Below are 23,917 nucleotides of genomic sequence, written 5' to 3' on the forward strand. Positions count from 1 at the left end.
CAATGGACTAAGCGGCGGGCAGCGACAGCCCGGCACCCCGCAGGATGAAGCGCACGACCTCCACCGTGATGGCGTCGAAGTCGCGACGGGTCAGCTTCTTGCGGCCCAGCACGGCCCGCACCTGGGCGTCGAAGTCGGCGTAGTGCTGGGTCACCGCCCAGATGAAGAAAAAGAAGTGCCGGGTATCCACCGGCGCCATGCGGCCCTCGGCGATCCAGCCGTCCAGCACGGCCGACTTCTCATCAACCAGTTTCTTCAGGTCGGACGTCAGGAAACCTTCGATCTCGGCGGCACCGTGGATGATCTCGCTGGCGAAGACCTTGGACACCACCGGGCGGTCGCGCGTGGCCCGCATCTTAGCGCGGATGTAACCCGCCAGCGCCTGGGCCGGGTCACTGTCCGGCGTGACGTGGGCCAGGGGGTCCAGCCATTGCTTCAGGATATCGGCCAGCACGGCGCGGTACAGGTCGTGCTTCGTGCTGAAATAATAATGCACGTTGGCCTTGGGCAGGCCGGCGCGCAGCGCGATGGCCGCCGTGGTGGCGCCACCGTAACCTTGCTCGGCGAACACCTGTTCCGCCGCCGTCAGGATGCGCCGCAGGTTCTCCCGCCGAATCCCGCCCTCGGGCGCCGCGGCCGACGCGTCCGCCCGTACCGTCTTCTGGTCCTTCTTGGACGCTCCCCCAACACCCTGCGCCATCTGTACTCCCAACCCCTCGACCCATTGCCTGGAAAGCGGGTCAGGTGGCGTCGGCCTTGGCCACCACGGCCCGCAACAGAACATTGCACCCAGCCTCACACCATTCCGGATGCGCGTGTTCAATCTCGTTATGGCTGATGCCGTCCACACAAGGAATGAAGATCATCGATGTCGGGGTTACACGGGCGAGGTAGCAGGCGTCGTGCCCCGCCCCGGACACCATGTCGCGGTTGCTGTAGCCCAATTCCGCCACGGCGCCGCGCACGGCATCGACGCAACCCGCGTCGAACTTCACCGGGGCATAGTACCAAATCTGCTCGAATTCCGTTTCCAGGCCGATTTCCTGGGCGACTCGTGTAACCGCGTTACGCAACTTGGCGTCCATCTCCGCCAGCACGGCGTCGTCGGGGTGGCGGAAGTCGACGGTGAAGAACACCCGGCCAGGGATGACGTTGCGGGAATTGGGGTGGATCTGCATCAGGCCCACGGTGGCGCAGGCCAAGGGGGCGTGTTCCAGGCCGATACGGTTGACCGCGTCCACCACGCGCGCGGCGCCCAGCAGGGCATCGCGCCGGCGGCTCATGGGCGTAGGGCCGGCGTGGGCCTCCTGCCCGGTGAAGGTGACCTCATACCAGCGCTGGCCCTGGCAGTCGGTGACCACGCCGATGGTCTTGTCCTCCGCCTCCAGGATGGGCCCCTGCTCGATATGCGCCTCGAAGTAGGCGCCCAGGTCTCGGCCGCGGATGGGCGTGTCGCCGGCGTAGCCGATGCGCGCCAGCTCCTCTCCCATGGTCTTGCCGTCCAGATCCTTGCGCGACAGGCCGTACTCGAGGTCGAAGGTGCCGGCGAAAACGCCCGAGGCCACCATGGCCGGTGCGAAACGAGACCCTTCCTCATTGGTCCAGGCCACGACCTCGATGGGCGCCTCGGTCTGGTAGTTCAGGTCGTTCAGGGTGCGCACCACCTCCAGCCCGGCCAGGACGCCATAAACGCCGTCGAACTTGCCGCCCGTGGGCTGGCTATCCAGGTGGCTGCCCATCAGGATGGGCGGCAGCGCGTTATTGCGGCCGGGGCGGCGGGCGAAGATGTTGCCGATGGCGTCCACCGTGATGGTGCAGCCGGCATCCTCACACCAGCGCACGAACAGGTCGCGGCTCTGCTTGTCCAGGTCCGTCAGGGCCAGGCGGCAGACGCCGCCCTTGGGCGTGGCGCCGATCTTGGCCATCTCCATCAGGCTGTCCCACAGCCGGCTGCCATTGATGGCGACGTTCGTTCCGAATTTTGCTTCCGTGCTCATATCGCAAACGCTCCAGCTTATTCGGCGGCTTTTGGCGGCAGGACGCGGGCGGGGTTCTGCGGATGCTCCGGCCAGGTCAGGTAGGGACGGCCCGTCTCCTGCTCATGCATGGTGATGCAGTCCGGCACGGGGCAGACATGGGCACACAGGTTGCAGCCCACGCATTCCTCATCCACCACCTCGAACAGGCGCTTGCCGTCGCCGGGCAGGATGCGGATGGCCTGGTGCGAGGTGTCCTCGCAGGCGATGTGGCAGCGGCCGCAGTCTATGCACAAATCCTGGTCGATCTTCGCCTTGGTGACGAAGTTCATGTTCAGGTCGTTCCAGTTGACGACGTTGGGCACGGCGCGGCCCTGGAAATCGGCCAGGGTGCGATAGCCCTTCTCATCCATCCAGGCCGACAGCCCGTCGATCATGTCTTCCACGATGCGGAAGCCGTAGGTCATGGCGGCGGTGCAGACCTGGACGGAACCGCAGCCCAGGGCCAGGAACTCCGCCGCGTCGCGCCAGGTGCCGATGCCGCCGATGCCGGAGATGGGCAGGCCCCGCGTGTCCGGATTTCGCGCGATCTCCGCCACCATGTTCAGCGCAATGGGCTTCACCGCCGGGCCGCAGTATCCGCCGTGGGTACCCTTGCCGCCCACGGTGGGGGTAGGCGCCATGGCGTCCAGGTCGATGGAGGCGATAGAGTTGATGGTGTTGATCAGCGACACGGCGTCGGCCCCACCGCGCTTCGCCGCTTCCGCCGACCACAGCACGTTGGTGATGTTGGGCGTCAGCTTCACGATCACCGGCAAGCGGGTGGCGTTCTTCACCCAGCGGGTCACCTGCTCCACCATTTCCGGCACCTGGCCGATGGCGGAGCCCATGCCGCGCTCACACATGCCGTGGGGGCAGCCGAAGTTCAGCTCCAGCCCGTCGGCGCCGGTGGGCTCGATCCGCCGGGCCAGGCCGGCCCATGCCTCCTCCGTCATCACCGCCATGAGGGAGACAACGACGGCGCGGTCGGGCCAGGCCTTCTTGACCGCCGCGATCTCCCGCAGGTTGACCTCCAGCGGGCGGTCGGTGATCAGCTCGATGTTGTTGAAGCCGATCATGGTGCGGTTGCTGTCCAGCAGGGCGCCATAGCGGCTGCTGACGTTGACCACGGGCGGGTCCTCGCCCAGGGTCTTCCACACCACCCCCCCCCAACCGGCCTTGAAGGCCCGGACGATGTTGTATTCCTTGTCCGTGGGCGGGGCGGATGCCAGCCAGAACGGGTTGGGCGATTTGATGCCGGCGATGGTGCCGCGAAGATCGGCCATGGGTCGTCCCTCCCTGCTCAAGCCTTAAGATAAGCGTCGATGGCGAATGCCGCTGCCTTGCCGTCCGCCACAGACTGCACGGTCAGGTCCTCGCCGCTTTTGATGCAATCGCCGCCGGCATAGACGCCGGGCAGGCTGGTGGCCAGGGTCTCGTCCACCTGGATGCGGCCACCCGCCAGGGCCAGGCCGTCCAGCCCGCCGGGCGTCAGCTTCTGCCCCACAGCCTTCAGCACCACGTCGCAAGGGATGGTCACCGTCTCGCCGGTCCCAACCAGGCGGCCGGCATCCATCGCCATGCGTTCCAGCACGACGCCGCTGACAGCGCCGCCGGCCCCCAGGATCTCGCGCGGCGCCAGCCAGGTGCGCAGGACCACCCCCTGGGTGCGGGCCAGATCCTGCTCATGCCCGGTGGCGCCCATCTCGGCCGTGCCCCGGCGGTAAGCCATGGTGACCTCCGCCGCCCCCGCGCATAGCGACTGGATGGCGGCGTCCACCGCCGTGTTGCCGCCACCAATGACCACCACCCGGCGCCCAGCCAGGGGGCCGGCCAGGGCCACCGGCGGGGCGGCCCGCTGACGCAGCGCGGCGATGACGTCCACCGCGTCGGCCACACCGGCCAAATTCTCGCCGGCCACGCCCAAGGTGTTGATGCCCGCCAAACCAAGGCCCAGGAACACGGCGTCATGGTCCTGGCGCAGTTGGGCCAGCGTGACGTCGCGGCCCAGGGCCACGCCCGTCTTCACCGTGATGCCGCCCAGGGACAGGATGAAGTCCACCTCGCGCTGGGCGAAATCGTCGACCATCTTGTAGGCGGCCAGGCCATATTCGTTCAGGCCGCCGGCCTTGGCCCGGGCCTCGAACACCGTGACCTCGTGCCCCAGCAGGGCCAGCCGGTGGGCGCAGGCGAGGCCGGCCGGGCCGCCGCCCACCACCGCGACATGCTTGCCGGTCGGCGCCTGTCGCGTGAAGGGCTGCACGCCCGCCTTGAACAGCACATCGGTGGCATAGCGTTGCAGCCTGCCGATCAGCACCGGTTCCGCCTCCGCCTTGTTGCGCACGCAGGCCTGCTCGCACAGCACCTCCGTCGGGCAGGCGCGGGCGCAGGTGCCGCCCATGATGTTGGCGTCCAGGATGGTGCGGGCGGCCCCCTTCACATTGCCGGTGCCGATCTTGCGGATGAAGCCCGGAATGTCGATCGCGGTGGGGCAGGCCGTAACACAGGCCGCCTCGTAACAATAGAGACACCGGCTGCTCTCCGCCATGGCTTGCAGGGCGGTGAAGGGGGAGACCAAGTCCCGGTCCAGGCTAAGCTGGTTACTGTGGGCGGCCCCGTTTACGCCACTCATCTACTGCTCCCGTCTTTTCCCGCCCTTTACTGGGCCACCGCCGGAACGGTCGTGCGTTTCCGGCGATCCTGTTCAGAGGTACGCGTGTCGCAGGCGTATGCCTTTGTTCGTTTTATTTTTCGATCTTTATTTTCTGCCGAGCCATTCGTCGCCTTTGGGTCGTCAATCCTCACGGCAGTTCCCGCAACACCTCGGCCAGCGTGCCGAAGATTTGGTCGATGTGGCTTTTCTCGATAATCAGCGGCGGCGACAGGGCGATGATGTCGCCGGTGGTGCGGATCAGCAGACCCTTCTCGAAGGCGCGCAGGAAGGCGTCGAAGGCGCGCGCCGTGGGCTTGCCGGCGATGGGCTCCAGCTCGATGCCGGCGATCAGGCCCAGGTTGCGCACGTCGATGACATGGGGCAGGCCGCGCAGGCTGTGCGCCGCCTCCTGCCAATAGGACGCCAGTTCCGCCCCCCGGGTCAGCAGCCCCTCTTCCTTGTAGATCTTCAGGGTCGCCAGCCCGGCGGCGGTGGCCAGCGGGTGGCCGGAATAGGTGTAGCCGTGGAACAGCTCGATGGCGTTCTCCGGCCCGGTCATGAAGGCGTCGTAGATGTGGTTCTTGAAGAATACCGCGCCCATGGGAACCGTGGCGTTGGTCAGCCCCTTGGCCGCCGTGATGATGTCCGGCACCACGCCGAAATAGTCGGTGGCGAAGGGCGCGCCCAGGCGGCCAAAGCCGGTGATGACCTCATCGAAGATCAGCAGGATGCCGTGGCGGTCGCAGATGGCCCGCAGCTTTTCCAGATAGCCCTTGGGCGGCAGCAGCACGCCGGTGGACCCCGCCACCGGCTCCACGATCACGGCGGCGATGGTGGAGGCGTCGTGCAGGGTGACGATGCGCTCCAGCTCATCCGCCAAGTGCGCGCCCCATTCCGGCTGGCCTTTGGTGAAGGCCTGGTGTGCCTTGTCATGGGTGTGCGGCAGATGGTCGACGCCGGCCAGCATGGGCCCGAAAAACTTGCGGTTGGTGACGATGCCGCCGACGGAGATACCGCCGAAGCCCACGCCGTGGTAGCCGCGCTCGCGCCCAATGAAGCGGGTGCGCGTCCCCTCCCCCCGGGCGCGATGGTAGGCGAGCGCCACCTTCAGCGCGGTGTCCACGGATTCGGAACCGGAATTGGTGAAGAACACCTTGTCCATGCCGGTGGGCAGCAGGGCCGCCAGTTGCGCCGCCAGCTCGAAGGCGCCCGGATGGCCCATCTGGAAGGCGGGGGCGTAGTCCATGGCCGCCACCTGAGCCTGTACCGCCTGAACGATCTCAGGCCGGCAATGGCCGGCGTTCACGCACCACAGGCCGGCGGTGCCGTCCAGCACCTGGCGCCCGTCGTCGGTGGTGTAGTGCATGTCCTTGGCACCCACGAACAGCCGCGGCGCCTTCTTGAACTGGCGGTTGGCCGTAAACGGCATCCAGAAGGCGTCCATGTTGTTCGGAACGCTGCCGCTCAAGCCCGGGCCGGCCCCACGGCCGTCGGGGGCCGCGTAGGGGATGGAGGGATGGATGCCGAAGCCGTCTTGACGCTGTGCCAAAGCCACTCTCCCAGCAGGCGCCCGGCCCCTGTCGGCCAGGCGGACCCGTATTCTATAGCCCGTAATTTATGGAATGGAGAGTGACATGAATTTGACCATTTGGTCAGGTTTTTTTTGACCGCGCGGCCAGAAAAATGCGCAAAACCGCGCCAGCGCCCGCCGCCGCCTAATTTAGTGGCAAAATCCCGCCGTTTCCAATCCCCTAAACCCATGGTTGCCCCCCCCTTTACGCCCAAGAGGGGCCGGCGCGGACAAAAGAAAAGCGGCCCTGAGGCATCCCCAGGGCCGCTTTCCTTAGATCGTCATCCGTGACGCCGGCGGTCAGCCGACGATCTCGGTGCCGGCGAAGAAGTAGGCGATCTCGATCTTCGCGTTCTCCAGGCTGTCGGAGCCGTGGACGGAGTTGGCTTCGATCGATTCCGCGAATTCCTTGCGGATGGTGCCGGCGTCGGCGTTGGCCGGGTTGGTGGCGCCCATGATCTCGCGGTTGCGGGCCACGGCGTTCTCACCTTCCAGGACCTGCACGACCACCGGGCCGGAGGTCATGAAGGACACCAGGTCGCCGTAGAACGGGCGGGCGGCGTGCACCTCATAGAACTTCTCGGCCTGCTGCTTGGTCATCTGGATGCGCTTCTGCGCGACGATGCGCAGACCGGCTTCCTCGAACTTGGCGTTGATCTTGCCGGTCAGGTTGCGACGGGTGGCGTCGGGCTTAATGATCGAGAAGGTCTGTTCGACGGCCATGGCCGGATCTCCTGGGATTTGATACGAGGAATCTCGAAAGTGGCGGCGTTATATACGGGCGCACGCGGGGCTGCAACTGCCGTAACCCAAGGTTCATGTGCCACACCGGCAACGGGGGCATGTGCGCGGGGCGAGAGTGTCGGGGTTCAAAAGGTCTCAATCAAGCTAATCACTTGAACGACGAACAATTTGGCACCCTCCACCGCCTGCGCGGCTCGCTGAGACCCGACCTCAGCGTCGGGTCCGGTTTCATAATCCGCGATCGCCTTGAGATTGTAGGCTTGTGACAGGAAGATACGCATTTCCGGGGCCAACCGCTGGTCATCTTTGGTCAAACGCAGGAATTCCGTCTGAACCCCGTTATGGGTCTTCGCGATCTTACCGGTGTGCTCGAATGAAGGCACGTGCCGCATGGTAAGCCGCAAGATACGCGTTGCGGCCGGCGGCATCGTTCAGGCCGCCGCGCAGCATGGTAGCCGTCTCATCCAGCAGATGACGCGCCTTGGCCAGAAACTGCTCAGCCTCTGGCGTCATAAGAAGACGCCATCCTGCCGGATTTCATGCATCAACGGCGTGCGTTCATTATAAGCCGACGCGAGATAGGGCTTGGCGTCAAAGAACGCGCCGGTTGCATCAATCATGCGCACCCGCAAGGCCGCCAGCCGATCCAGTTCCTTCCAGCGATCGGTGAGGGATTTCAGGAATATAGCCACATCGTAGTCGGAATCAGCCCGCGCGTCACCCCGGGCGCGGGAACCGAAAAGCACCACACGGTCAAGCCGGTCGCCATACATCTCATCAATGGCGGAACGGAAACGGTAGAGAACGGGATCGTCTGTCAGCGCCATGAAAACGACCTTCTGTCCTGAGGGACCCGGCGGTATCCTAGCACAACGACCGGCAAGGCAGGCTGAATCTGCAACCGCCTCAGTCGCGTCGTCTTGTCCATTCGCCCCTGCCATCCATGCGCGCCTCATGCTAAGAGGGCCGGCATGCTGACCATCACCGACCTCACCTACCGCATCGCCGGCCGCACCCTTCTGGATCAGGCCTCCGTCGTCGTGCCCAAGGGCCACAAAGTGGCGCTGGTGGGGCGCAACGGCACAGGCAAGTCCACCCTGTTCAAGCTGATTGCGGGAGAGCTGCACCCCGACGGTGGGGAGATCACCCTACCCGGCGGCGTGCGCATGGGCATGGTGCGGCAGGAGGTGCCTGCCGGCGCCACCAGCCTGCTGGACACGGTCATGGCGGCGGACACCGAACGCACCGCCCTGCTGGCGGAGGCCGAGACCGCCACCGATCCCACACGCATCGCGGAGGTGCATACCCGCCTGGCCGACATCGGTGCCCATTCGGCGGAAGCACGGGCGGCGCAGATCCTGTCCGGCCTGGGTTTCGACGCGGCAGCGCAGCAACGGCCGTGCGCCGACTTCTCCGGCGGATGGCGCATGCGCGTGGCGCTGGCCGGCGTGCTGTTCACCCAGCCCGACCTGCTGCTGCTGGACGAGCCGACCAACCATCTGGACCTGGAAGCCACGGTGTGGCTGGAGAGCTATCTCAAGAACTACCCCCACACCATCCTGCTGATCAGCCATGACCGGGAGCTGCTGAACAAGGTCCCGACCACGACCATCCACCTGGATCAGCAGAAGCTGACCGCCTACAGCGGCGGCTATGACCAGTTCGTCACCGTGCGCGCCGCCAAACTGGAGAACCTGAAGGCCCAGTCGGCCAAGCAGGAAGCCCAGCGCAAACATATGCAGGACTTTGTGGACCGCTTCCGCGCCAAGGCCACCAAGGCCAAGCAGGCGCAAAGCCGCCTGAAGGCGCTGGAGAAGCTGGGCCCGGCCATCACCGTGCTGGAGGAGCACCGCACCCGGTTCGACTTCCCCTCACCCGAGGAGTTGTCGCCACCGCTGATCAACATGGACGGCGCCGTCGTCGGCTATGGCGACAAGGCCATCCTGCGCAACCTGAACCTGCGCATCGATCCCGAGGACCGCATCGCCCTGCTGGGCGCCAACGGCAACGGCAAGTCCACGCTGGTGAAGATGCTGGCCGGGCGGCTGGCCCCCATGGGCGGCGAGGTCCGACGCTCCTCCAAGCTGAAGGTCGGCTACTTCGCCCAGCACCAAGCGGAAGAGCTGAACCTGGCCTGGACGCCGGTGCAGCAGACCCAGGCCGCCATGAAGGGGACCACCGAGCAGCAGGTGCGCAACCACCTGGGCCGCTTCGGCTTCCCCCAGGTGAAGGCCGACACCCTGATCCGCGACCTGTCGGGCGGGGAAAAGGCGCGGCTGCTGTTCGCGCTGATGAGCCGCGAGGCGCCGGGCATCCTGCTGCTGGACGAGCCGACCAACCACCTGGACATCGACAGCCGCGAGGCCCTGGTGGAGGCCATCAACGGCTATCAGGGCGCCGTCATCCTCATCAGCCACGACCCCCACCTGGTGGAACTGACGGCCGACCGGCTGTGGCTGGTGGCCGACGGCACGTGCAAGCCCTATGACGGCGACCTGGACGAATACCGCGCCTGGCTGCTGGACCAGCGGCGCAGCGACAGCGCCTCACGCGACGTCACCCCCGCCGCCGGCCGTGACCGCAAGGAAGAGCGGCGGGCCGCCGCCGAGCTGCGCCAGCAATTGGCCCCCCTGCGCCGCAAGGTGGAGGACGCGGAAAAGCGCATGGGCCAGCTGGGCACCAAGAAGGCCAAGCTGGACGAGAAGCTGGCCGACCCCGCCCTGTACCAGGGTCCGAAGGAGGCTGTGACCAAGCTGCAGATCGAGCTGGGCCAGGTGCAGAAGGACCTGGACGCCGCCGAAGAAGCCTGGCTGACCCTGTCGGAACAGCTGGAGGAAGCGATGGCGGCAGGGGCATGAGCCAACACACGATGCCGCCCAGCGCCCGTGCCCTGCGCCCCACCGCCGCACCCCGCCCCTAAAGTCTAATCCGGAATTGCGTAACGGAAACGGGGGTGTAACACACCCGTCATTGCAAATCGGGGCGGTGCATGCCATCTCTGCCCCTATGTTCCGTGCACGCGACCGTTTCGGGGGCCTGGGCCCCCCGAGTACCGACCTGAACAGAGCCTTGACGCCCCGGTTTGGGCGCACCGCCGCTGGAATGCCGATGCTGAGGAACGCCTGAATCATGCCGACCGACCGCGCCGAGACGACCTTGAACGGCAAGAAGTTCGCCGCCCGGGGTTCCGCCCAGAGCTGCCATCCGCGCGGCCATTCCCCCCGGGCGCAGAGCCCGGCCAATGAGAATCCCGCCTGGCTGTTCTTCCGCCGCTGGGCCGCCAACCCCGTCTCCATCGCCTCCATCACCCCCTCGGCACCGTCGCTGGGTCGCCTGATGGCCCGCCATGTGCGGCGCGAGGCGGATGAGATCGTGGTGGAGTATGGTGGCGGCACGGGCGCCATCACCAAGGCCCTGCTGGACTCCGGCATCCCCGCCTCGCGCCTGTTCGTCATCGAGCGGGACAAGGAACTGCACGCCTACATGACGGCCAAGTTCCCCGGCGTCACCGTGCTGCTGGGCGATGTGAAGGACGTGCGCAGCCTGCTGCCGCCGCAATGGGTGGGCAAGGTCGGCACCATCGTCTGCGGCATCCCCATGATCCTGATCCCGGCGGAAGCGCAGCGCCTTATCATGGATGAGGCCTATGCCGTCATGCCTAAGGGCCGGCAATTCCTGTCCTTCACCTATTCCCTGCGCTCCCCCCTGCGCCGCCAGGCCCTGCACCTGTCGGGCAAGCGCCTGGGCTGGGCCGTCTCCAACATTCCGCCGGCGGCGGTATGGGGCTATACGCGGGACTGAGGCGCGACGCGTCAGAAGTTGGGGCGCTGCGGCGCCACCGCCTCCCCGGGAAGGGAATCGGCCGCTGGCCGCGCCCTCAGTCCCCCCACATACCGCCCAAGGGCACGCAACGCGCGCTGCATCGGCTGGTCAAACGTGAGGCTGACCAGCAGGGAAGCGGCATAGAGCAGCAAGAGGCCGGCGAGGAAAAGCCCGCGCAGGGCCCATCCGCCCGCAGTGAACGCCGGCAGGTTCAATTCCAGCGCCAGTAGCAGCGGCATGTGAAGAATATAGAGGGGATAGGACAAGGCGCCCGCCCGATCGGCGAAGCGGCCCAGTCGCAGCATGCCATGACGTTCCAGCCCCGCCAGGCCCAGCAGCGTGACGGCGAACAGGACGGACATCCGCATCATCATGGCCGGCGTCCCATAGTCCCTGCCCCAATCGATCTCCGGCAACGTCGCCAGGATGGTCACCACGCCCAGCGCCACCAGGGCCAAGCTGGCCCGGGGACCCGGGCGGCGTTTGAGGAAGATCCAGCCGGCGGCCAGCCCCGCGATGAAATAAAAATTGAAGTAACTGAAAAGCCGCTCGCCCAAATAGGTTTCCACCACGTGATTGAGCCAGGTGGGATGCGGCAGGCGCAGCATGTCCAGCGCCGGCCACGGCACCCACCGCCAAAGGGTGGCGCCGATCCAGAGGGCCAGGATGGGACGGCCAACGCGCGGCATCAGCGCCAAGCCAAAGAAGAAATAGAACACCAGCTCATGGCGCAACGACCAGGCGGCGGGAATGAAATCCTTATCGTGCCAGGGCGAGAGCAGATACATCTGCGCCAGCGACGCCGGCGCCACGGTGCTGTGCAGGTAGTAAACCGGGATCAGCAAGGCCAACCAATAAGTGGGATAGATGCGGCACAGCCGCCGCCACCAGAAGCGCGGCGCGGCGGCGGCGTCGCCCCAATCCCGGTGATGCGCCGTCATCATGACAAAGCCGGACAGCACGAAGAAATAAGTCACGCCGAACGCCCCGGGAGGCCGCCATCCGCCCAAGAGCGGATCCGTGCCCGGGGCCACCAGCTTGTTCACCCACAGGAGGAGGTGAGTCAGGACGATGATGGTCGCGGCAAGGAAACGGCCAAGTTCCAGCGTACGCAGCTTGGCTGCACCCACGCCCGTGTCCCGATCCGGTCGACCATCTGCATGTGATGCCAAGGAGCCTGTTCCCCAACCAACCCCAAGACGCCCAGGCAGTGGACAGAGCACCCCAAGATCGTCGCAGGACCACCACGACTTATGTTTGCAGTCTAGAGACCGTTTCCCCCGACATCAAGCATGCCGCCAGAGGCGGCCAGGGCGACATCAAGCATGCCGCCGGAGGCGGCCGGGGCGGCATCAGCCACCGCCGCCACGACCCAGTCGGTGAAGGCCGTCATGGCCGGCGTCGGCGCCCGCGCCGATGCCCAGACCAGCCAGTGGGCCACCTGGGGCGTCTCCACCACCACCTCCGGGAACAACGACACCAACGTGCCGGCCCGCACGCGATCCTGGACCAACAGAGCCCGGCCCATGGCGATGCCCTGCGCCTCCACCGCCGCCTGCAGCACGATGTTGTAGTCGGTGAGCTGCACGGTGCGGGCCGCCTGCAACTCCACGCCCGCCGCCGCCGCCCACACCCGCCACTCCAGCGGGCGGATGGTAAACAGCAGCGGATGGGCAAGAAGGTCACGTGGCGCCCGGAGCGGCGGCCCGCGCCGCAGAAGGGCGGGTGCGGCCACGGGTGCCAGGCGGTCCATGTGCAGCAACCGGCCCGCCAAGCCGTCACCGGCCTCCGGCCCCGCGCCATAGCGGATGCCGATGTCGGCCTCGCCATTCGGCACGTCCACCTTGCGCAGCGTGGGGTCCAGGACCAGGTCGATGTCCGGGTGGGCGGCGGCAAAGCGGTCCAGGCGCGGCACCAGCCAGTTGGCGGCGAAGGACGGGACCATGCTGACCCGCAGCGTCTGGCGCGTTGCATGGGCCCGCACGTCGCGCGTGGCCTCCGCGATCAGGCCGAAGGCCTGGCGCACCGCCGCCAGATATTGGGCGCCGGCCTCCGTCAAGGTCACGCCCCGGGCGTGGCGGAGGAACAGGGGCACGCCCAGGCTGTCCTCCAGTTGGCGGATGTGGTGGCTGACGGCGCTCTGGGTGATCAGCAGTTCCTCCCCCGCCTGGCGAAAGCTGAGCAGCCGGCCGGCCGCCTCGAAGGCGCGCAGGGCCGGCAGGGGCGGCAGGATGGGGGACAGGCGCATGGACCGGACTGTAACCTGCGACCGACCCATGAGCCAGATCGATCACTCCCCCGTGCCCCTTTGAATTGGCGGCGAGCGTTGTCGGCGGGCATCCTGGCGCCACATTATTGAATTCCGCCGTCAAGGAATGCCGCGCCATGCCCGTCTCGATCGCCGGAAAGGTCCAGTCCCTGGGCCTGACCCTGCCGCAGCCCTCCAGCCCCGCCGCCAACTATGTCTCCACCACCCGGGTGGGGCCCTTGCTGTTCGTGGCGGGGCAGATCGATCCGGCGGGCGCCCAGGGCCAGCTGGGGGACCAGGTCGCGGTGGAGGATGGCGTGCGGGCGGCCCAGGCCGCAGCCCTGAACGTCATCGCCCATATCGCCAAGGCGGCGGGCGACGACCTGGCCAAGGTGCGCCAGGTGGTCAAGCTGACCGTCTTCGTCGCCAGCGCATCGGACTTCACCCAACAGCCGCTGGTGGCCAACGGCGCGTCGGACCTGATGGTGGCCGTGTTCGGCGAAGCCGGGCGCCACGCCCGATCCGCCGTCGGCACCGCCGCCCTGCCGCGCGGCGCGGCGGTGGAGGTCGAGGCCATCATCGAATTGGCGGAGTGATCCCCATGCCTGTCCTGAGCGACACCCTGATCGAAGCGCTGCGCGCCGATACGCCCGGCTGCGCTGGCCCCCGCGTGCACTTCAACCACGCCGGCGCCAGCCTGTCCTCCCGCCGCACCCTGGCGGCCATCACCGATCATCTGGCCCTGGAGGCCGAGGTCGGCCCCATGGAGGCGGCGGTGATGGCGGCGGACGGCGTGGCGCGGACGCGCGCGGCGGCGGCCACCCTGCTGAACGCCACCCCGGAGGAAATCGCCTTCGCCACCGGCGGATCCGCCGCCTGGGGCACCGCCATCGCCAGCCTGCCGCCCTTGCGCCCCGGTGACCGCGTTCTGGTTGGCCGCCAGGAATGGGGCGGCAACCTGACCACCCTGCGCGACAAAGCCGCCCGCGCCGGCGCCGGAGTGGAGGTGATTCCCAGCCTGGAGGACGGCCGGGTGGACGCCGAGGCCCTGGCCGGCCTGATCGACGACCGCGTGCGGCTGGTCAGCCTGACCTGGGGGGCGGCCAATGGCGGCCTGGTCAATGACGCGGCGGCGGTGGGCCGGGTGACCCGCGCCGCCGGCATCCCCTATGTCATCGACGCCGCCCAGGTGGTGGGGCAAATCCCCGTGGACGTGCGGGTGCTGGGCTGCGACATGCTGAAGGCACCGGGGCGCAAGCACCTGCGGGGGCCACGCGGCACCGCCCTGCTGTATGTCCGCCGCGATTTCCTGGACAAGGTCACGCCGGCCTGGCTGGACGTGCAGTCCTCGCCCTGGGCCACGCATTGGGGGGCAGACCATGGCCCGGTGTCGCCCCGCGATGACGCCCGCCGCCTGGAATCGTCGGAGGCCTCGGTGGCCCTGCTGCTGGGCCTGGGCAACGCCTTGGAGCAAGCTCTGGCTCTTGGCATCGACCACATCCGCGCCCGCATCCACCATCTGGCGCAAGGCCTGCGCGGACGACTGGACGCCATCCCCGGCGTCACTGTGCGCGACATCGGCGATCCGGAAACGCGCAGCGGCCTGGTGTCCTTCACGGTGGAAGGCCTGGCCGGCTCGGCGGTGCGCGCCCGGCTGATGGACCAGGGCCTGACCCTGGGCGCCAACGGCGTGCCCTACACGCCGCTGGACATGACAGCGCGGGGCCTGACGGAAATCGCCCGCGCGTCCCTGAGCTATCTGACGACGGAGGCTGAGTTGGACCGCCTGGCCGACGCCATCGCCAGACTGGCGCCCTAAACCTTGCGCGGGGCCTGGGCCAGCAGGGCGTCGGTTAGGCCCGGGGGCAGAACACCCAGCAGCCAGGATACAGCATAGGTGGGCCAGGGGAAGGCGATGCGCGCCCGGTTGGCGGCCAAGCCCCGCACGACGATGCGCGCGGCCTTGTCCGCGTCCATCAGGAAGGGCATGGGGAAGCTGTTCACCGCCGTCATGCGGCTGCGCACGAAGCCGGGGCAGATGACGTTGACCTGCACCCCCTTGCCCATCAGTTCCCCCCGCAGGCCCTCGCCATATGACCGCACCGCCGCCTTGGAAGCACAGTAGGCGGGCGCCCCCGGCATGCCGCGGAAGGCGGCCAGCGAGGACATCAGCGCCAGTTGCCCGCGCTTGCGCGCGACCATGCGGGGGATCAGGGGGTGGACGGTGTTCAGCACGCCCTCGATGTTCACGGCCAGGATGCGGCGCGCCTGCTCCTCCGTCTCACCCGAGGTGGCGGCGCCGCCGCCGCCGGTGCCGCCGGAGATGCCGGCGTTGGCGATGGCGAGGTCGATGGGCACGCCGTTGTCGGCGGCAATGATCCAGTCGGCCAGCGCCTGGCGGTCCAGCACGTCCAGCGTGGCCGCCGTCACCCGGGCGCCCTTGGCGCGCGCGGCGTCGGCCACCGCGTCCAGCCGCGCCGAATCACGGCCGGTCAGCCACAGCTGACGCCCACGTACCGCATAGGCCAAGGCCAGGGCCTCGCCAATGCCGCTTGACGCGCCGGTGATCAGAATGCTGTTCGGCGACTGCACCGCCCGTCCCCCTCTATTGTCCTCGTGGTGGAGCCCGCATCATCAATGGGGCCACGCACTTACCGCAACCGGCCCACCCCCGGGCCTTGCTTGTTTGTCGCCGCCGCCACGGGCTATAACCCTAGCCTCAAGACGATGCAGCATGTCTCGCCGCCGGTCCAGCCGGCAGCGCGGCGGAGATTGCGTCCCTGTCGCCCTCCTCCTTCCCTTGGACCCGCCCTTTGAGCAAGACTTCCCCCCTCGCCAGCATGACCGGCTTCGCCCGCGCGGAAGGTGCCGCCGGCGGCACCTCGTGGATCGTCGAGGTGAAGAGCGTCAACGGCCGCGCGCTGGACCTGCGCACCCGCCAGCCCTCCGGCTTCGACGCCATCGAGGCCCTGGCCCGCGCGGAGGTGAACCGCCTGATCCGCCGCGGCAACGTCACCCTGAACCTGACCGTCAACCGCACTGCCGCCGCCGCGCCGCTGCGCCTGAACCGCGAGTTCCTGGCCCAGGTGCTGGAACTGGCGCGGGAGATCGAGGGGGCGGGCGCCGCCCCGCCCCGCATCGACGCCCTGCTGTCCGTACGCGGCGTCATCGACACGGGCGAGGAGACGGAACAGCCGGAAGAACGGGCGGAACTTGAGGCTGCCATCGGTAAGACCGTGACGCAGGCCATCCTGGCCCTGGCCAGCGCCCGCGCCGCCGAGGGTGCCCGCCTGCACGCGGTACTGACCGGCCACCTGGATGAGATCGCGTCGCTGACCGAGGCCGCCGCCAGCACCGCCGCGCTGCAGCCCGCGACACTCCGGGACAAGCTGAAGACCCAGGTGCAGGCCCTGCTGGACGCCGTGCCGGCCCTGCCGGAGGAACGACTGGCCCAGGAGGCGGCCCTGCTGATCGCCAAGGCCGACGTGCAGGAGGAACTGGACCGGCTGCGCGCCCATATCGCCCAGGCCCGCGACATGCTGGCCGAGGGGGCCGCCGTGGGCCGGCGCCTGGACTTCCTGTGCCAGGAATTCAACCGTGAGGCCAACACCCTCTGTTCCAAGTCCGCCGACGTGGAATTGACCCGCATCGGTCTGTCCTTGAAGGCCACGATCGAGCAGTTCCGCGAACAGGTCCAGAATATCGAATGAGCACGCCCCCCCTAGTGAGTACGCCCATGACCGCCGACGCCCCGTCCCCCGCCCTGCCCCCCTACATGCACCGCCGCGGCCTGATGCTGGTGCTGTCGTCGCCGTCCGGCGCCGGCAAGACCACCATCGCCCGCCGTCTGCTGGAGCAGGACGATGAGCTGACCATGTCGGTCTCCGCCACCACCCGCGCCAAGCGGCCGGGCGAGGTGGCCGGCGTGGACTACCACTTCACCAGCCTCACCGAGTTCGACCTGATGGTGAACCAGGGCAAGCTGCTGGAATACGCCAAGGTCTTCGACAACTACTACGGCACCCCGCGCGAGCCGGTGGAGCAGGCGCTGGCCGGCGGCCGCGACGTGCTGTTCGACATCGACTGGCAGGGCACGCAGCAGCTGAAGGAAAAGGCCCGCGACGATCTGGTCAGCATCTTCATCCTGCCGCCGTCGGCCCGCGAACTGGAACGCCGCCTGACTAGCCGCGCCCAGGACAGCCAGGCCGAGATCGCCAAGCGCATGAGCAAGGCGGCCAACGAGATGAGCCACTGGGCCGAGTACGACTACGTCATCATCAACAACGACGTGGACAGCTCCGTCGCCAAGGCCCACGCCATCCTGACCGCCGAACGCCTGGTGCGCCGCCGCCAGGTGGGCCTGTCGGAGTTCGTGAAGGGCCTGCAGGCGGGGGTGTGAGCCCTTACTCCGCCACGCTCGCCGCCCGCACCCCCGCCAGGAAGCGTTTGGCCTGATCGATCAGGGCGCGGCGCCGGGCGGTGTCCTCCGCGTGGCGGGCGGCCTCGGCGGCCACGTCTGAGCCGCAATGGGGGCAGGTCTCTTCATGCGGCCAGATGTACTGGTCGCAGCCCCGGCAGACGTCCAGCTTCGGCGGGGTGGTGCCGCCGCCCGCCGCGCGTTCGCGGGGGTGGATGTGTACCTGGGCCGGGTTGTGCGCCGGCAGGGGTGGGGCGTCCGTCACGCCCGGGATGGCCTCGGTGATCAGGGCGAATTCACCGATGGCGAAGCTTTCCGGCGGCGCCTCCTTCACCTTCACCACCCGCTCGCGCAGGCCGTGCTTGGCCAGGTCCAGCACCCGGTGGTGGCAATAGGGGTTGTTGCCCCGGCGGCCCAGCAGCGATTCGGATGTCCAGGTGCAACCGGCGCGGCAGGCGTCGGCGTAGTAGCAGGTGCGGCAATAGCCCCACATCTCCTCCACCGAGCGCAGGCGGCCGAAGCTGATGCGCTCCGTATGGCGCCAGATGTCCTCTACCGTCATGTCGCGCACATGGCCGGCGGAATAGAGCGAGGTGGCCAGCGAGGGGCAGCCCTTGATGGTGCCGTCGGCCTCGATGCCGATGGTGGTCTGGCCGGCCGCGCAGCCGGTCCAGTGCATGGTCTCGTCGCCATAGCCGCGCCACATGCGCTCATAGGGGCCGAAATAGCCGATGTTGTTGCCCACGATCATCAGCAGCCCGCGCTCCACCCCCTCCTGGTACAGGCGGGCCAGCAGCGGCATGACGTCGATCAGCTGATAGGGCTGCAACAGCAGGTCGGGGTTGTCGACGGCGTTGCCCATGGCCACGGTCAGCTGGATCTGCCAATGGGTGGCACCCGCTTCGATGATGCGGTCCATCAGGTCCGGCAGATGGGCCGGCGTCTCCGGCCCGATCTGGGTGTTGACCGACACGTCCAGGCCCAGCACCTTGGCCCGGCGCAGCGCGCTGATGGCCTGGTCGTAGGAGCCGGGGACACCGCGCACCCGGTCGTGCAACTCCGGCAGGCCGTCGATGGAGACGCCCAATCCCTGCAGGCCCGCCTCCACCGCCTGGTCCAGGCGGGCGTCTGTCAGGTTGCGGGCGCCGGTCTGGATGGCGGTGCGCATACCATGCTCGCGGCAGCGTCGCACGATGTCGATCCAGTCGCGGCGCAGATACGCCTCCCCCCCGATTAGGGTCATCTCCCGCGTGCCGAGGGCCGCCAGCTGGTCCACCAGGTCCAGCGCCTCCGCCGTCGTCAGCTCATCGGCGCGCGGCCGGCCGGCGCGGGAGCCGCAGTGCTGGCACTTCAGGTTGCAGGCCAGCGTGATTTCCCACACCACATGCACCGGCACCAGGTTGTGGTGGTCCTCCATTCGGCGGAAGCGGACGGGCGCCTCCTGGGATGGTGGCAGGGCGGACGCGCTGGTGTCCATGGGGCGGGTTCCTTGAAAAATAGGCGGGAAAGCGGCCGGCACCCGAAAGCGCCGGCCGGCCTCAAGACGGCACCGGGCTCAGGGCTTGCGTGCCTCGGCCTTGGCGATCTCCAGCTTCAGGTGCGTCAGCAGGGTGGGGACGTCGCCGTACTGCCGCACATGCGCCTCGGCCTCGGCGGCCAGCTTCTTCAGCTCCGCCAGGTCGCCCTTGGCGATGGCGTCGGTGATGGCAACGCCGTAAAGGACGTGAAGGGATGACATGGTTTTCCTCCCGGGTTTGGCGCTTGGGATTAGTGCTTGCCGGCCTCGGCCTTGGCGATTTCCACCTTCAGCAGCTGCAGCACGGTGGCGACGTCGCCGTATTCCTGCAGGTGCTTCTCGGCCTCGGCGTGCAGGCTCTTCAGGTGCGCCAGGTCGCCCTTGGCGATGGCCTGGGTGGCGGCGACGGCGTAAAGGGGAATGTGGCTCATGATATTTCCCTCATAAGTTGTGGTTTCGGATATGAAAAGGCCCCGTCCCGGCTGGCGGGATCAGGGCGTCTTGCCGGCCTCGAGCTTGGCGATGGCCGCCTTCAGGTGCGTCAGCAGCGTCGGGATATCGCCGTAGCGCTGGACATGGTCCTCGGCCAGGGCCTTGGCCCGCTTCATTTCCTCCAGGTCGCCGCTCGCGATGGCCTGGGTGATGGCAACGCCATAGGGCTGGATGATCGTCATTGTTTTCCCCACTGTTTTGAAAGGGCCACTGTTTTCGAAGGGTCGCGGAAGGCGCGCGGGTGCGACCGCCCCGCCCGGGGGCGGGGACCTGACATCATCGAATGGTCAAAAACAGCACGGTCCCTGCGGACCGGGGGGCGGGTCCAGCGTCTGGGCGCCGCCTCCCGAGCGGCAGGATGGTCAGGCCACGGCTTCGTTGTCTTGGCCGAACTTTTCTGGCCCGAGGCCGCCCGGGAGTCAACTTAAATGATTGCAATATGCAGTTAATACAACTTTATGGAATCACTCCCGCCCCGGCCGCCAGATGGCGCCGCTGAGGGTGGCGGCAACACACAGCGCGGCGGAGGCCAGGGATGCCGCGGCCACCAGGCTGAACAAAATGTCGAGGCCGGCGCCCAAACCCACCGCCAGCCACCCCAACCCCGCCGCGACAATCAGGCGCAGCGTACCCGCCAGGAAAGCCCACAGGGGTCGGCCACCGCCCTGAGAGGCGAAGCCAAGGATGAAGGTCAGGCCCACAGCGCCATAAACCGGCCCCACCGTGCGCAGGTAATGGGCGCCATGGGCCAACACGGCGGGGTCGTGGCTGAACAGGTCAACCCAGGCGGACGGCCACAGCGCCACGGCCAAGCCAATCATCTCCGTCACCGCGGCCCCCATCAGGGCGCCGATCCAGGCGACACGGCGCGCTCGGGCCTGGTTGCCCGCTCCCATGGCTGTGCCCACCAAGGTCAGCACCGCCGTACCCAGGCCGAACAGCAGCGGGATCAGCAGGTAGTCGAGGCGAGAGCCCATGCCGAAGCCGGCCAGCGCCTCCGTCCCGAAGCGGCCGACGGCGCCGGTCACCAGGAGGGTGATCAGGTTCAGTTGCAAGGCGCTGAGGGCCGAGACGATGCCCACGCCCAGGATGTCCCGGAACAGCCGCCCCTCCAGCGGCACCCGGCGCAGGACCAGGCCCGACCGGCCGCGCACCATATAGGCCAGCAGCACCAGCGCCGCCACGGTGTAATAGCCGCTGACCGCCATACCGGCGCCGGCGACACCGAAGCCGTGAATGGGCCCGATGCCGAAGATCAGGAAGGGCGACAGCGGGATCATGACCGCCGCCCCCACCAGGGTGACCAGCGCCGGCACCCGCACATTGCCGATGCCGCGCAGCACGGCCGACATGAGGTTGATGATCCAGACCGGAATGGCGCCGGCGAACAGCCAGCCGGAATAGGACAGCGCCGCGTCCAGCGCCCCGCCGGTGCCGCCCAGCGTTCGATACAGCGCCGGCCCGCCCAGCCGCAGGGCCAGGGTGAAGACCAGGCCGAAGGCGATGGCCAGGACCAGGGCGTGGAACACCAGGGCGTTGGCATCGCGCACCCGTCCCGCCCCCATGGCACGTGATACCGCCGCCGCCACGCCGCCGCCGATACCGCCGGCCGCCACCATGGTCATCAGCATGGACACCGGCAACACCAGGGCCGCCCCCACCAGGGCGTCCGTGCCCAGCGCGCTGACATAATACGTCTCCGCCACGCCGACGGCCGTCTGGATGACCAGCACCACGATGGTGGGCAGGGCCAGACGCAGCATGGTCGGCACGATCGGCTCGTGCAGCAGGGCGTGGCGGGCGGGGGGCACCGGCTTGGCCTCCACCCGGGCGCCTTCCCCGGCCCCGGATAAGGTCTCCGCCGGCGCCGTGCCGATGTCGGTGGTCATGATTCTCGTCCCCGTCTGGATGAAATAGGCGGATATGCTCTTAAATAGAAGCATATACTCCTATCTGGCGCGGTGCGCCAGCGCCTGATAAAACAGCGGCGGAAGGAGAGCGGAATGAGTTTCGACCAGCAGCGCGACGGCGTCGCCCATTGCAACTGCGGCGCCCTACGACGGGCGGCGCGGCGGATGACCAATTTCTATGACGCCAAGCTGGCGCCTGCCGGTCTGCGCATAACGCAGTTCTCGATGCTGGCGATGGTGTACGAGGCCGGCACGCTGTCGGTGAACGAGATGGCGGCGCGTCTGGATCTGGACCGCACCACCACCGGCAAGAATTTGCGCCCGCTGGAGCGGGAGGGCCTGATCCAGACCACCCCCTGCCCCACCGACCGGCGCAGCCATGAGATTACCCTGACCGACAAGGGCCGCGAGGCCCTGCGCGCCGGCACCCCCCTATGGCGGGAAGCCCAGCGGGAATTCGAGGCGGCCAATGGCGAGGACGAGACGGCCGCCCTGCGCCAAACACTGGGCGGCCTGAGCATCCCAATCTGACCGGCCCGCCTAGAACGAGACGCGGCCGGTGAAGACCCAGGCGTGGTCCAGGGTCGGGGTCAGCGCCGGCTCCCGCTGCAGGCTGGGCGAAACGGCGAACTGGTAACCGAAGCCGAAGTTGGCCTTGGAATGGCCGCCCAGCGGGAAGCGGCCGAAGATGATACCAGGGGTCAGCAGCACCTGGTTCTTGCCGTCGCGCAGGCCGCCGGACCAGTAGGTATCGTTCACCTCCAGCTCCGGCCAGAAATAGTCGTCCAGGTGGTACTGGAAGGTGACGTTGGTGGCCACCGCCGTGCCGATGGTGTTCTCATGCGCCATGGGGATGGCCACGCCCAGGGTGCCCTGCACGTCGAAGCGGCCGAAGCCCTTGCCGGCGGCCAGCGTCGGCGTCACCAGCCAGGCGTCGTTGGTGAAGGCCTTGATGCCGGTGGGCGCCTGGAAGCCCAGGAAGGCCGTGACGATGTAGTCGCCTTGCGCCGCATTGGCGGACAGCAGGCGCTGCTTCACCAGCAGCACGGGGTCATCCCCGAAGCCCTGCACCGGCTTGACGTTGCTGCGCACCTGATAGGGCGGGATGTTCAGCACCACCTCGGTGGTGGCGGAGGGGATCAATTCCAGACCTTTGCCGCCGCCATAGTTGCGAACCATGGCGCCGGTGCCCTGGTACTGGTTGGTCTGGTCGAAGCGGAATTCCTGCTCCAGCCGCGGGGTCACCGTGACCAGGGGTGTCACCCAGCTGGGCTGGGTCGACTGGGCTTGGTCCACGCGGGTGTACCAATTGTCGAAGTAATCGCTGATGGCATCGGTGCCTGCTGCATGCGCCGAGCCAGCCAGCGCGCCTAAGACAAGCAAACTTGACACCACAGCGCCGACGGCGGTGTGACGGATCATGATGAGGACTTCCTACGGGATTTTCGTTATATTTCCCCGTATACATCGCCCTCAGCCGATGACCGATTAAAATACTTTTTAATCAGGCGCTGAGCCGCGCCATCCTCTGGAAGGCCTGGGGCGGCTGGCCAAAGGCGCGCAGGAAAGCGCGGCGCATGCGCTCACGATCGCCAAAGCCGGTCTCGCGCACGATGATCTCGATGGGGTGGCGCCCCTCCTCCATCAGCACGCGCGCGGCCTCCAGCCGCAAGTTCTCCACCGCTTTGGCCGGCGACTGGCCGGTTTCGGCATGGAAGGCGCGGCTGAACTGCCGGGGGCTGAGGTTCGCCACCTCCGCCAGCCGCTCCACCGACAGATCCGCCGTCAGGTTCTCCCGCGCATAGCGCAGCGCCTTCTGGATGCGGTCCGACCGGGGCTCCAGTTCCAGCAGGGCGGAGAACTGGGACTGCCCGCCCGGACGGCGGTGATAGACCACCATCTTGCGCGCCACGGCCCGCGATATCTCCACGCCCAGGTCAGCCTCCACCAGGGCCAGCGACAGGTCGATCGCGGCGGTCATGCCGGCGGAGGTCCAGATGGGTCCGTCCTGGATGAAGATGCAGTCCTCATCCATACGCACCGCGGGAAAATCCCGCTGCAGCGTGCGAGCATAGACCCAGTGGGTGGTGGCCCGCCGGCCCTCCAACAGGCCGGCCTCAGCCAGGATAAAGGCGCCGGTACAAACACTGGCCGTGCGGCGGGAAACACGGGCAGCGTCCCGGACCAGGTCCACCAGCCCAGGCGACGTCGGCGTGACCTCCATCTGCCCGGCCACCATCAGCGTATCATAGGCCAACTCGTCCGGGGCGCGGCTGTCGACGGCCACCCCGGCGGAGCTGACGACCAGGCCGCCCGTCTCCGACACCAGGTGCACATCATAGATGGCGCGCCCGGCGATGACGTTCGCCACCTCGAATACGGTGACCACTACCAGGTCCAGAATCTGGAAACCGGGGAAGACAACGAGACCAACGCGCCGCATGGCGACCTCCAACACACTGCCGGCAACACCCTGCCGAATATGATGTCCTAAAAGGTGGCATCAATGACATTCAGGCCACGACCGTGC

At 67.8% G+C, this 23,917-nt stretch carries 26 protein-coding genes; 7 read left to right on the top strand and 19 right to left on the bottom strand.

The features are described 5' to 3' along the window. Positions 1-7 precede the first annotated feature (7 nt). From FBZ87_RS09960 to FBZ87_RS09995, 9 genes are all read right to left on the bottom strand, one after another. Positions 8-700 carry a TetR/AcrR family transcriptional regulator gene (locus FBZ87_RS09960; RefSeq protein WP_145610172.1) on the bottom strand — a complete coding sequence of 231 codons (693 nt, stop codon included), beginning with the start codon at positions 698-700 and terminating at the stop codon, positions 8-10. Positions 701-740: 40 nt separating this feature from the next. Beyond that, a complete protein-coding gene (locus FBZ87_RS09965; protein ID WP_145610173.1) occupies positions 741-1,997 on the bottom strand; it encodes a Zn-dependent hydrolase in 1,257 nt (418 codons plus the stop codon). A 17-nt stretch (positions 1,998-2,014) separates the two neighbouring features. Next, on the bottom strand, positions 2,015-3,301 hold the full coding sequence (gene preA, locus FBZ87_RS09970) for an NAD-dependent dihydropyrimidine dehydrogenase subunit PreA (RefSeq protein ID WP_145610174.1): 1,287 nt from the start codon (positions 3,299-3,301) through the stop codon (positions 2,015-2,017). A 17-nt stretch (positions 3,302-3,318) separates the two neighbouring features. After that, the gene (locus tag FBZ87_RS09975; RefSeq protein ID WP_145610175.1) at positions 3,319-4,647 is read right to left on the bottom strand and encodes an NAD(P)-dependent oxidoreductase; all 1,329 of its coding nucleotides are present in this window, start codon (positions 4,645-4,647) and stop codon (positions 3,319-3,321) included. Positions 4,648-4,816: 169 nt separating this feature from the next. Then, the gene (gene aptA, locus FBZ87_RS09980) at positions 4,817-6,112 is read right to left on the bottom strand and encodes an omega-aminotransferase AptA (RefSeq protein ID WP_145610447.1); all 1,296 of its coding nucleotides are present in this window, start codon (positions 6,110-6,112) and stop codon (positions 4,817-4,819) included. A 426-nt stretch (positions 6,113-6,538) separates the two neighbouring features. Continuing rightward, positions 6,539-6,961, bottom strand: coding sequence for a nucleoside-diphosphate kinase (gene ndk / locus FBZ87_RS09985; RefSeq protein WP_040844830.1), 423 nt, complete (start codon positions 6,959-6,961; stop codon positions 6,539-6,541). Positions 6,962-7,107: 146 nt separating this feature from the next. Beyond that, positions 7,108-7,296, bottom strand: a complete 189-nt coding sequence (locus FBZ87_RS29675; protein WP_246134324.1) for a hypothetical protein — start codon at positions 7,294-7,296, stop codon at positions 7,108-7,110. A 43-nt stretch (positions 7,297-7,339) separates the two neighbouring features. Further along, positions 7,340-7,495: a hypothetical protein gene (locus FBZ87_RS29680; RefSeq protein WP_246134325.1), complete on the bottom strand. Its 156-nt coding sequence runs from the start codon at positions 7,493-7,495 to the stop codon at positions 7,340-7,342. Continuing rightward, positions 7,492-7,809 (bottom strand): nucleotidyltransferase domain-containing protein, encoded by a 318-nt coding sequence (locus tag FBZ87_RS09995; RefSeq protein WP_145610176.1) that lies wholly within the window; start codon positions 7,807-7,809, stop codon positions 7,492-7,494. The genes FBZ87_RS29680 and FBZ87_RS09995 overlap by 4 nt, the downstream gene beginning before the upstream one ends. 144 nt (positions 7,810-7,953) lie before the next feature. Here FBZ87_RS09995 and FBZ87_RS10000 point away from each other — a divergent pair, with 144 nt between their 5' ends. Then, positions 7,954-9,840, top strand: coding sequence for an ABC-F family ATP-binding cassette domain-containing protein (locus FBZ87_RS10000; RefSeq protein ID WP_145610177.1), 1,887 nt, complete (start codon positions 7,954-7,956; stop codon positions 9,838-9,840). A gap of 271 nt (positions 9,841-10,111) precedes the next feature. Beyond that, positions 10,112-10,783: a class I SAM-dependent methyltransferase gene (locus FBZ87_RS10005; RefSeq protein WP_246134326.1), complete on the top strand. Its 672-nt coding sequence runs from the start codon at positions 10,112-10,114 to the stop codon at positions 10,781-10,783. 11 nt (positions 10,784-10,794) lie between these two features. Here FBZ87_RS10005 and FBZ87_RS10010 read toward each other — a convergent pair whose 3' ends face one another. Both FBZ87_RS10010 and gcvA read right to left on the bottom strand, forming a co-directional pair. Further along, positions 10,795-11,934, bottom strand: a complete 1,140-nt coding sequence (locus FBZ87_RS10010; protein WP_186454682.1) for an acyltransferase family protein — start codon at positions 11,932-11,934, stop codon at positions 10,795-10,797. A 134-nt stretch (positions 11,935-12,068) separates the two neighbouring features. Further along, the gene (gene gcvA, locus FBZ87_RS10015; protein ID WP_145610179.1) at positions 12,069-13,052 is read right to left on the bottom strand and encodes a transcriptional regulator GcvA; all 984 of its coding nucleotides are present in this window, start codon (positions 13,050-13,052) and stop codon (positions 12,069-12,071) included. A 137-nt stretch (positions 13,053-13,189) separates the two neighbouring features. Between gcvA and FBZ87_RS10020 the strand changes: the two genes are divergently transcribed. Continuing rightward, on the top strand, positions 13,190-13,648 hold the full coding sequence (locus FBZ87_RS10020; RefSeq protein WP_145610180.1) for a RidA family protein: 459 nt from the start codon (positions 13,190-13,192) through the stop codon (positions 13,646-13,648). A 5-nt stretch (positions 13,649-13,653) separates the two neighbouring features. After that, positions 13,654-14,871, top strand: a complete 1,218-nt coding sequence (locus tag FBZ87_RS10025; protein ID WP_211106909.1) for an aminotransferase class V-fold PLP-dependent enzyme — start codon at positions 13,654-13,656, stop codon at positions 14,869-14,871. Here FBZ87_RS10025 and FBZ87_RS10030 read toward each other — a convergent pair. Further along, positions 14,868-15,644, bottom strand: coding sequence for an SDR family NAD(P)-dependent oxidoreductase (locus tag FBZ87_RS10030; RefSeq protein ID WP_145610181.1), 777 nt, complete (start codon positions 15,642-15,644; stop codon positions 14,868-14,870). The genes FBZ87_RS10025 and FBZ87_RS10030 overlap by 4 nt on opposite strands. Before the next feature lie 248 nt (positions 15,645-15,892). Here FBZ87_RS10030 and FBZ87_RS10035 point away from each other — a divergent pair, with 248 nt between their 5' ends. After that, a complete protein-coding gene (locus tag FBZ87_RS10035) occupies positions 15,893-16,762 on the top strand; it encodes a YicC/YloC family endoribonuclease (protein ID WP_145610450.1) in 870 nt (289 codons plus the stop codon). 26 nt (positions 16,763-16,788) lie between these two features. Continuing rightward, positions 16,789-17,451, top strand: coding sequence for a guanylate kinase (gene gmk / locus FBZ87_RS10040; protein ID WP_145610451.1), 663 nt, complete (start codon positions 16,789-16,791; stop codon positions 17,449-17,451). Positions 17,452-17,455: 4 nt separating this feature from the next. Here gmk and FBZ87_RS10045 read toward each other — a convergent pair whose 3' ends face one another. From FBZ87_RS10045 to FBZ87_RS10065, 5 genes are all read right to left on the bottom strand, one after another. Next, positions 17,456-18,946 (bottom strand): GDL motif peptide-associated radical SAM/SPASM maturase, encoded by a 1,491-nt coding sequence (locus tag FBZ87_RS10045; protein ID WP_145610182.1) that lies wholly within the window; start codon positions 18,944-18,946, stop codon positions 17,456-17,458. Positions 18,947-19,024: 78 nt separating this feature from the next. Further along, positions 19,025-19,207, bottom strand: coding sequence for a DUF1843 domain-containing protein (locus tag FBZ87_RS10050; RefSeq protein WP_145610183.1), 183 nt, complete (start codon positions 19,205-19,207; stop codon positions 19,025-19,027). Positions 19,208-19,236: 29 nt separating this feature from the next. Then, positions 19,237-19,416 carry a DUF1843 domain-containing protein gene (locus tag FBZ87_RS10055; protein WP_145610184.1) on the bottom strand — a complete coding sequence of 60 codons (180 nt, stop codon included), beginning with the start codon at positions 19,414-19,416 and terminating at the stop codon, positions 19,237-19,239. 60 nt (positions 19,417-19,476) lie between these two features. After that, a complete protein-coding gene (locus FBZ87_RS10060; protein ID WP_040847170.1) occupies positions 19,477-19,659 on the bottom strand; it encodes a DUF1843 domain-containing protein in 183 nt (60 codons plus the stop codon). A 282-nt stretch (positions 19,660-19,941) separates the two neighbouring features. Beyond that, positions 19,942-21,366 carry an MATE family efflux transporter gene (locus FBZ87_RS10065; protein WP_145610185.1) on the bottom strand — a complete coding sequence of 475 codons (1,425 nt, stop codon included), beginning with the start codon at positions 21,364-21,366 and terminating at the stop codon, positions 19,942-19,944. Between the two features lie 114 nt (positions 21,367-21,480). On the opposite strand from FBZ87_RS10065, the gene FBZ87_RS10070 reads away from it, so the two are divergent. Then, positions 21,481-21,918 (top strand): MarR family winged helix-turn-helix transcriptional regulator, encoded by a 438-nt coding sequence (locus FBZ87_RS10070; RefSeq protein WP_145610186.1) that lies wholly within the window; start codon positions 21,481-21,483, stop codon positions 21,916-21,918. A gap of 9 nt (positions 21,919-21,927) precedes the next feature. Here the strand turns inward: FBZ87_RS10070 and FBZ87_RS10075 are convergent, their stop codons facing one another. Both FBZ87_RS10075 and FBZ87_RS10080 read right to left on the bottom strand, forming a co-directional pair. Beyond that, positions 21,928-22,809, bottom strand: a complete 882-nt coding sequence (locus FBZ87_RS10075; protein ID WP_145610187.1) for a hypothetical protein — start codon at positions 22,807-22,809, stop codon at positions 21,928-21,930. 82 nt (positions 22,810-22,891) lie between these two features. Beyond that, entirely contained in the window at positions 22,892-23,830 is a 939-nt protein-coding gene (locus FBZ87_RS10080; protein ID WP_145610188.1) for a GlxA family transcriptional regulator, read from the bottom strand. Between the last annotated feature and the right edge of the window lie 87 nt (positions 23,831-23,917).

Origin of the sequence: Nitrospirillum amazonense, assembly GCF_007828035.1 — a bacterium.
Classification (GTDB): Bacteria; Pseudomonadota; Alphaproteobacteria; order Azospirillales; family Azospirillaceae; genus Nitrospirillum; species Nitrospirillum amazonense.